We start from the raw sequence: 7,369 nt of genomic DNA, 5'->3' as shown, positions 1-7,369 counted from the left end.
GGAGCTTCTGTGATCGCCGCTAATGAGTGTAAAAACCTGATGGAGATTCGCGCCGGAATTGATGCTATCGATCACCACATCGTGTCCCTGTTGCAGCAACGAATGGAGTACGTTCTGTCAGCGGCACAATTTAAACCTAATCTGGAAAGTATTCCTGCTCCCGATCGTGTTGAGCGCATGCTGAGCGAACGTCAGAGGTGGGCCTTGGAGAAAGGATTAGATCCACACTTTGTCATCGGTTTATTCCATCGCATCATCCCCTGGTATATCGAAACGCAAACCGCCTACTGGCAGCAGAATCAGCACAGATCCTAAATTGACTTCCCGGCCACACCGGGAAGTTTCATTTTGCATGTTTTTCTAAAGAAAGAGTTCGGCAAGCAAAAGTGTTGCTGATTGTCTGTCCACATTCTCACTGACACACTTTTAGCCGACAAAAAAGTCGCTTCTATTGTGGAGAATACCTTGGAAAACAATAATAAAAATTGGGCGCGCTGGACCACGCCCCTTACCTGTCTGGCGCTGTTAATCAATGCCCATTGCGCGCTGGCAGAAGATACCTTGCAAGTCACGGCAGACAGCAAAACGGCACCAGAAAAAGGCTACGTTGCACAGACCAGCACGACGGCAAGCCGCACCAATGAATCCATTCTCGCCACGCCCCAGTCAGTATCGGTGATTACCCGCAGCGAAATGGACGATCGTAACGTGCAGAGCACCACTCAGGCCCTGCAGTACACGCCGGGAGTGTATGCCTCAACCTCCGCGATCTCCTCACGCTTCGATTATTTCAACATCCGTGGTTTTGACTCAACACTGAACGGAACCTTGCTGGATGGATTGCGATCCACCACTCAGCAGTCCTACGTACGCTACGAACCTTACGGATTGGAACAACTGGACGTGCTGCGTGGCCCCAATGGTTTCCTCTACGGCGCAGGATCGCCAGGCGGTATCATCAACGCCATCAGCAAGCGCCCCACGTTAAATGCACAACATGAAGTTGCCATTCAGACCGGCAATCATGGCCGCATGCAGGGCCAGTTCGACAGCTCCGGACCGCTCAACGATGATAAAACACTGCTCTATCGCGTGGTGGGTGTGGGGCGTGACAGTAATACCCAATTCAACAACGTCCCGGATGACACCCTGTACCTGGCACCGTCCTTGACCTGGCGCCCCGATGCCGATACCTCATTGACCGTATTGGCCTCGGTTAGCCGCAATAAATTTGGCCCGCCACGCCCTTACCTGCCGCTGTATGGCACCTTGCTCAGCAACCCTAACGGGCAGGTCAACCGCAACAGTTATCTTGATGGGACCAATCTCGATAATCATATGACTCAGAGCAATCTGGGTTACGAACTGGACCACCATTTTGGCGATCGCTGGACCTTCCATTCCGCCAGTCGCTACACCGAAACCGACCTGATGACGCAAACGCTTTCAGGCGCGTCGCTGGCGGCGGACATGCGAACGCTGAATCGCGTGGCCTATGAGTTCGGTATTAAAGGGAAAGTCTTCGCCACCGATAACAACCTGAAGACCGAGTGGGATGCAGGGCCCGTACACGGTTCCAGCGTCGCGGGCGTGTCGTTCCGCCACACCGGGGAGGATTACTATCTGAACTATGGCCGGGCCAGCAGCATTGATATTTACCAGCCGACCGGCAACGGTCGCTTCCCGACAACTTCGCCGTATACCAGCACGCAGCAGAATGCTAACGAAACCGGCGTTTACCTCTCCAACAGCCTCGCATTGTTCCAGCATCTGAACCTTGACCTCTCTGCGCGTCAGGATTGGGCTGTGGTGAACACCAAAAACCGTCTCAACGACACTTACACTTCGCAGGACGATCAGCGCTTCACCTGGCGGGCAGGCTTAAGCTGGATAACGGATATCGGCGTGGCACCTTATGTCAGTTATGCCACCTCATTTGCGCCAGTCCTGGGCACTAATTTCTATGGTGACGCCTACAAACCCACCACCGGTAAACAGTGGGAAGTCGGTATGAAGTATCAGCCAGAGCAGTTCGATGCGCTGTTTACGCTGGCATGGTTCGACCTGACGCAGGACAACGTGCAGACCACCGATCCCGACAATGCGTTGAACAAAATTCAGACCGGACAGGTTACCTCGAAAGGAATCGAAGCCTCAGCCACCGCCAACCTTACCGATGACTGGAAACTGATTGCCAGTTACAGCTGGAACAATCTTGAGACCAGCAAGACCACGGTGGCCGGTGCACAAGGCAAAACGCCCACCGCCATGCCCGAGCATATGGCCTCTCTCTGGAGCAATTACACCGTTGCGAGTGGCCCGCTGGCTTCATTGGGCTTAGGCGCAGGTGTACGCTATGTGGGCTCGACCTGGGCTGACACCAACAACACCATCAAAGTACCGGACTACACCCTGGTTGACGCCGCCATTCACTACGATCTGGGCCAGATCAATCCTCATCTCCATGGGCTGAATGTGGCGCTCAACGCCAATAACCTGCTTAACAAACATTATTGGGTCAGTTGCTCAACTACCACCTGCACCACGGGTTATGACCGTTCGTTAATCGCCACCTTGTCCTATCGCTGGTAAGTTAAGGAAAACATCATGATGAGAAAATCCAACCTGATAATGTTGCTGTGCGCACTCTGCCTGATGTGCAGTGTTTCTTCAGCGTGGGCAGCGATCACGGTCACCGATATGCTGCAGCGTAAAGTGACTCTGCCTGGACCAGCAAAACGCGTGGTGCTGGGAGAAAGTCGCCACATCATTACGCTGGCGCTGCTGGAGAAAGATCCTTTCCATAATCTGGTGGGCTGGGGAGACGATCTCCAGCGCTACTCACCTGCTACCTGGGAGGCGATAAAAAAACAGTATCCCGCGGCCAGTGACATTCCAGTGCTGGGCACCATGAACAGTGGCACCTTTTCTATGGAAGCGACGATCGCGGCTAAACCCGATCTGGTGATCTTCACCCTGTATGGACCGCTTCCACTGGGGCTCGATGCTCTGGATGCGGCCCACATCCCTTATGTGTTTGTTGATTTCTTCCGTAAACCGCTAGTGAACACTGTGCCAAGCCTGAAGATGCTCGGTCAGTTACTCGGCCAAGAGGCACAGGCCGAACAGGTGATCGCGTACTGGCAACAGCATATGGATGAGGTTGCAAAACGCCTGGCAAATGTCAGCACGCGTCCCTCGGTATTTTTCCATCTCAATCCGGGTAAAGGAGATTGCTGCTTTACCTCAGGACCCAGCAATATGAGCGATTTCATTGCTGCGGCAGGTGGACATAACATTGGCGCCGACATGCTGAGCGCGCCGATCGGCAAATTGAACCCGGAATACATCCTGTCACGTAACCCTGATTTTTATCTGATGGGCGGTGGCTCCGCCGTGAGCCGCGACGGATTACAAATCGGCACCGGAGCCGATGCAAAGCAGGTCGCCCAGAGCAGTCAGCACCTCCTGACCGCGCCAGAAATCGCCCATTTACCGGCGGTGAAAGTCGGGCATACAGGTGGTGTCTGGTTATTCTTCTTCGACAGCCCGCTCTATTTCGTCGGGATCGAGGCCATGGCGAAAATGTTCCATCCCGCGCTGTTTGCTGATCTGCATCCTGAGGCGACGCTAAACACCTTGACCAGCAAGTGGTTGTCGGTGCCGCTAAAGGGCACATTCTGGACGGCACTGCCCGTGCAATAAGCACTGCAGGGCAGCGCTGTATTGCGCTGCCCTCGGGGAAACCACGATGAAATCACCCTCAAAGCTTCTGACAGCGCAGATCCTGCCCGCGCTCGCAATCAACCTGCTGTCAGGCATCTTGATTACCGTAAGCTATCTGCTGCAGGCACTGCTGTTCACGCAATGGATCATGGAGCTGAATGCATCCACATCGAATACGCTCATGATGCTGGTGGTGATGCTGATGGGAAATGCATTGCTCAGGGCTGTGTTGATGGGTTTCAGGGCCATGCAAACCGAGCAGTTAGCTGCAAATGTGCGTACCCGTTTGCGTCTGCAGCTGTTTCGCCCTCTGCTGACACCTGGCTTTGATGTCATGCAACACCATTCTGCAGCAAAATTACAGGCCACGCTGGTCGAAGGCGTGGAAGTGATGGAAGGATTTTACAGCCGCTATCTGCCCGCACTGCTACTGGCTTTACTCAGCGGTGCCGTCACGGTGGTGACCCTGGCCAGTTTTGACCTGTTCTCGGGCGCGATATTGCTGCTGTTTATGGTGGCCTGCCCGGTGATCGATCATCTGTTTATGCGTCAGCAACGTCAGCATATTGTGAGTGTATTTGCCGCCATGCAGCAGTTTGCAGAGGATTTTATGGATGCGCTACGCGGCATGCTGACACTCAAAGCCTGTAATGCTGTGCCACGCTTTCGCGTCAAAATAGCTGACCACGCGGCATCACTCCGCCGCGAATCCATGACAACCCTGCGAGTGACGATGATGCGTGGCGGTATCACTCGCTTCGTATCGCTACTCGGTACCGCCGGGCTCCTTATCATAAACGCCTGGCGCACGATGCAGGGTGCCGTGGATCCCGCCCTGATGCTATTGACGCTGTTTATCACCTGGGAGGCTTTTCGCCCTATCCTTCAGCTGGAAACGGTATTCCATACCTTGTGGGCCGCGCAGGAAATTCGCCCGGCAATACAGGAATTATCCGCCTCCACTGCCAACCTACACGACCCTGACTCTCCCCACCCGATGCCGGTTGGTAACACGCTGCGTTTAGAGGCGATCACTTATCGCTGGCCGGGCCAGTCACAGCCGCTTTTCAATAACCTGACGCTGACCATTGCAGAGAATCGCCACACCGCCTTCATCGGACCTTCAGGATCGGGCAAAACCACTCTGTTCCAGCTGATCGCACGGTTTATCGCACCGCAATCAGGTGCAATTTATTTGGGGGATGAGCCGATCAGTGAGCTTTCGATTGCCGCATTTCGTCGTCGTATCAGCTGGGTGTCGCAGCAGGTTTTCTTAATTGACGGCACCCTGGCTGAAAATTTACGGCTGGGCCGCCCTGACGTCACTGAAGCGGAAATCTGGCAGGCATTGCAGCAGGCGCAGTTGGCAGAATGGGTTCAATCACTGCCTCAGCGCCTGAATACACTGGTGGGTGAAAATGGCGGGCTGTTGTCCGGCGGGCAGCGGCAACGACTGGCTATCGCGCGCGCACTACTCAAACAGTCCCCCATTCTCATTCTGGATGAAATCACCTCGAATCTTGATGTGGTCAACGAGGCAGCCATCCAAGGGGTCATCTCATCACTCAGCGGTCATTGCACGCTTATTAGCATTGCGCATCGGCTGAACACGATTGCGCAAGCCGATCACATCGTGGTGCTGCAGGACGGTGACATCATCGAACAAGGTTCACCCGCGAGTCTGAGTCTTGAAAACGGCTATTACGCTTCGCTGCTTCAATCGCAGGAGACAATCTTTTGAACACCAACACGCCTCCCGTTGCCCCATCACTTTGGCGAGCGATGTTCTCCCCCCTCAGGGCACATCAATCCCGACTCTTCTCCACACTGGCGGCGGGGATCGTGGCGCAATGCACAGCCTTCACCTGCATGATTATCGCGGGCTGGATCTGCACCCTGGTGCTCAGCGGTTCATCGCCCGATACGCTATGGTTATATTTCGTTGTGATAGCCTTCTGCGTAGTGTTGACCGCCCTGGCCCGCTGGGCTCTGGCGTGGTTATCACATGACCTGGCCTTCGCACTGATTGAAACGCTGCAAATGGGTATCTTTGATGGCATCGCTCGCGCCACACCTGGACATTCAAATCAACATCGTATGGGAGATGTCGTGGCGACAGCCACCAGCGATGCCGAGCTTATGGAGCGTTTTTATGCGCACATGCTGGTGGACTATCTCACCGCGTTTCTGATGCCTGGGATTGCCCTCGTGATATTGCTGTTCGTGAGCCCCTGGCTGTGCGTGATTTTTTTGCCTTGTGTGTTGATGATTGTCGTGGCGCCGTTGTTTAGCTCGCGATGGGCTAAAAGACAGGGAAAGGCCGTTGCAGAGAGCAAAAGCGAGTTAAACAGCCATATTACCGAACTCGCACAGGGCTGGAGAGACATTCAGATGTTTGGTGCTGAAGGTCGTTACAGCCTGACGTTGCAACAGGCCAACGCCAGATTAAACAACGCGCAACGCAAATACGGGGCGCGTAGCGGACTGGAGCAGGGATTGCGGGATGGCCTGATGGCGCTTTCGCTGATTACATTGCTAGTGGCCAGTCTTTACACCCATCACCACATGGGCCTGCCGCTCGCCTGGCTGCCGTTTATCCTCAGTATCGGCGCCGCGGCAATCGTTCCTCTGCTGGAAGTTTTGCAGGTCGGTGGGCAATGGGGCGCATTGAGAGCCAGTGCCGAGCGCATCTTTTTACTTCAGCAGTTACCTGAACAGGTTCATGACGGCCAGGCGTTAATAACCCCCCAGGGGCATCGACTGCAATTTAACAACGTCAGTTTTCGTTACCCGCAAAGCGATACCCCGGTGCTGAACAACCTTAGCTTCACCATTGAACTGGGAGAAAGAGTGGCCATCGCGGGTATGTCAGGCAGCGGTAAGACTACCCTCGCCTATTTATTGCTGCGCTTCTACGATCCGACATCAGGTACGCTTTCACTCAATGGCACAGACCTGTCGGCATTTAGCCTGAAGACGTTGCGACAGCAGATTGCCTGGGTATCGCAGGAGAGTTGGCTGTTTAACGATACCATTGAGAACAACATTCGCCTGGGCCGCCCCGATGCCACCTTTAGCCAGATTGAGCAGGCAGCGAAATCCGCCTGTGCGAATGAATTTATCAGCGCATTGCCACAGGGCTATCGAACCATCTGCACAAAAGGAGGCGAAAACTTGTCAGGAGGCCAGCGGCAGCGTATCGCTTTGGCACGAGCCTTAGTCAGTGACGCACCGGTGATAATACTGGATGAAGTCTCTGCAGGTTTAGATGTCGAAAATGAGCGCCTTATCCTTGCCGCCCTTGAGTCTCTTCCCAAAACCCGCACCCTTATTATGATCGCGCATCGTATACCGATGCTGAAATCCGCCGATCGCATTCTGCTGCTCGCCAACGGACGAATCGCAGCAGCGGGCAGCTTTGATGCGTTAACCGCTGAAGGCACATCTCTTTCAGCATTGCTGGAGAATCCACATACTAAGTAAGCACTCGCATATCACGTGCTGTAAGGTTCAGTAGCACGTACACCCTCATAATGACCCTGGTGCGCCTCAAAATCTGGCGTCACAATTCTCTTAGAAGTTGATCGCCCCATAATCTGAACACAGATCACAAAACCAGCACTGAAAATTTTGTAATCGATTA

5 protein-coding genes are annotated in these 7,369 nt (G+C 54.1%); all 5 read left to right on the top strand.

Annotation, left to right across the window (positions count from 1 at the left end; genetic code table 11):
• The first annotated feature begins 9 nt into the window (after nucleotides 1-9).
• The 5 genes from ACCW76_RS18695 (at nucleotide 10) to ACCW76_RS18675 (ending at nucleotide 7,209) form a co-directional block, all read left to right on the top strand.
• Nucleotides 10-315 carry an isochorismate lyase gene (locus ACCW76_RS18695; RefSeq protein ID WP_436339699.1) on the top strand — a complete coding sequence of 102 codons (306 nt, stop codon included), beginning with the start codon at nucleotides 10-12 and terminating at the stop codon, nucleotides 313-315.
• A gap of 150 nt (nucleotides 316-465) precedes the next feature.
• Complete coding sequence (locus tag ACCW76_RS18690; protein ID WP_436339698.1) at nucleotides 466-2,592, top strand: TonB-dependent siderophore receptor; 2,127 nt, start codon at nucleotides 466-468, stop codon at nucleotides 2,590-2,592.
• 15 nt (nucleotides 2,593-2,607) lie between these two features.
• Nucleotides 2,608-3,705 (top strand): ABC transporter substrate-binding protein, encoded by a 1,098-nt coding sequence (locus ACCW76_RS18685; protein ID WP_436339697.1) that lies wholly within the window; start codon nucleotides 2,608-2,610, stop codon nucleotides 3,703-3,705.
• A gap of 46 nt (nucleotides 3,706-3,751) precedes the next feature.
• On the top strand, nucleotides 3,752-5,467 hold the full coding sequence (locus ACCW76_RS18680; RefSeq protein WP_436339695.1) for an ABC transporter ATP-binding protein/permease: 1,716 nt from the start codon (nucleotides 3,752-3,754) through the stop codon (nucleotides 5,465-5,467).
• Nucleotides 5,464-7,209: an ABC transporter ATP-binding protein gene (locus tag ACCW76_RS18675; RefSeq protein ID WP_436339693.1), complete on the top strand. Its 1,746-nt coding sequence runs from the start codon at nucleotides 5,464-5,466 to the stop codon at nucleotides 7,207-7,209. Before ACCW76_RS18680 ends, ACCW76_RS18675 begins: the two co-directional genes overlap by 4 nt.
• The last annotated feature ends 160 nt before the right edge of the window (nucleotides 7,210-7,369 follow it).

It is taken from the genome of Pantoea sp. C8B4 (assembly GCF_051336905.1).
Taxonomy (GTDB): Bacteria; Pseudomonadota; Gammaproteobacteria; order Enterobacterales; family Enterobacteriaceae; genus Pantoea; species Pantoea rwandensis_B.
This window is presented reverse-complemented; position numbering and strand designations above follow the sequence as displayed.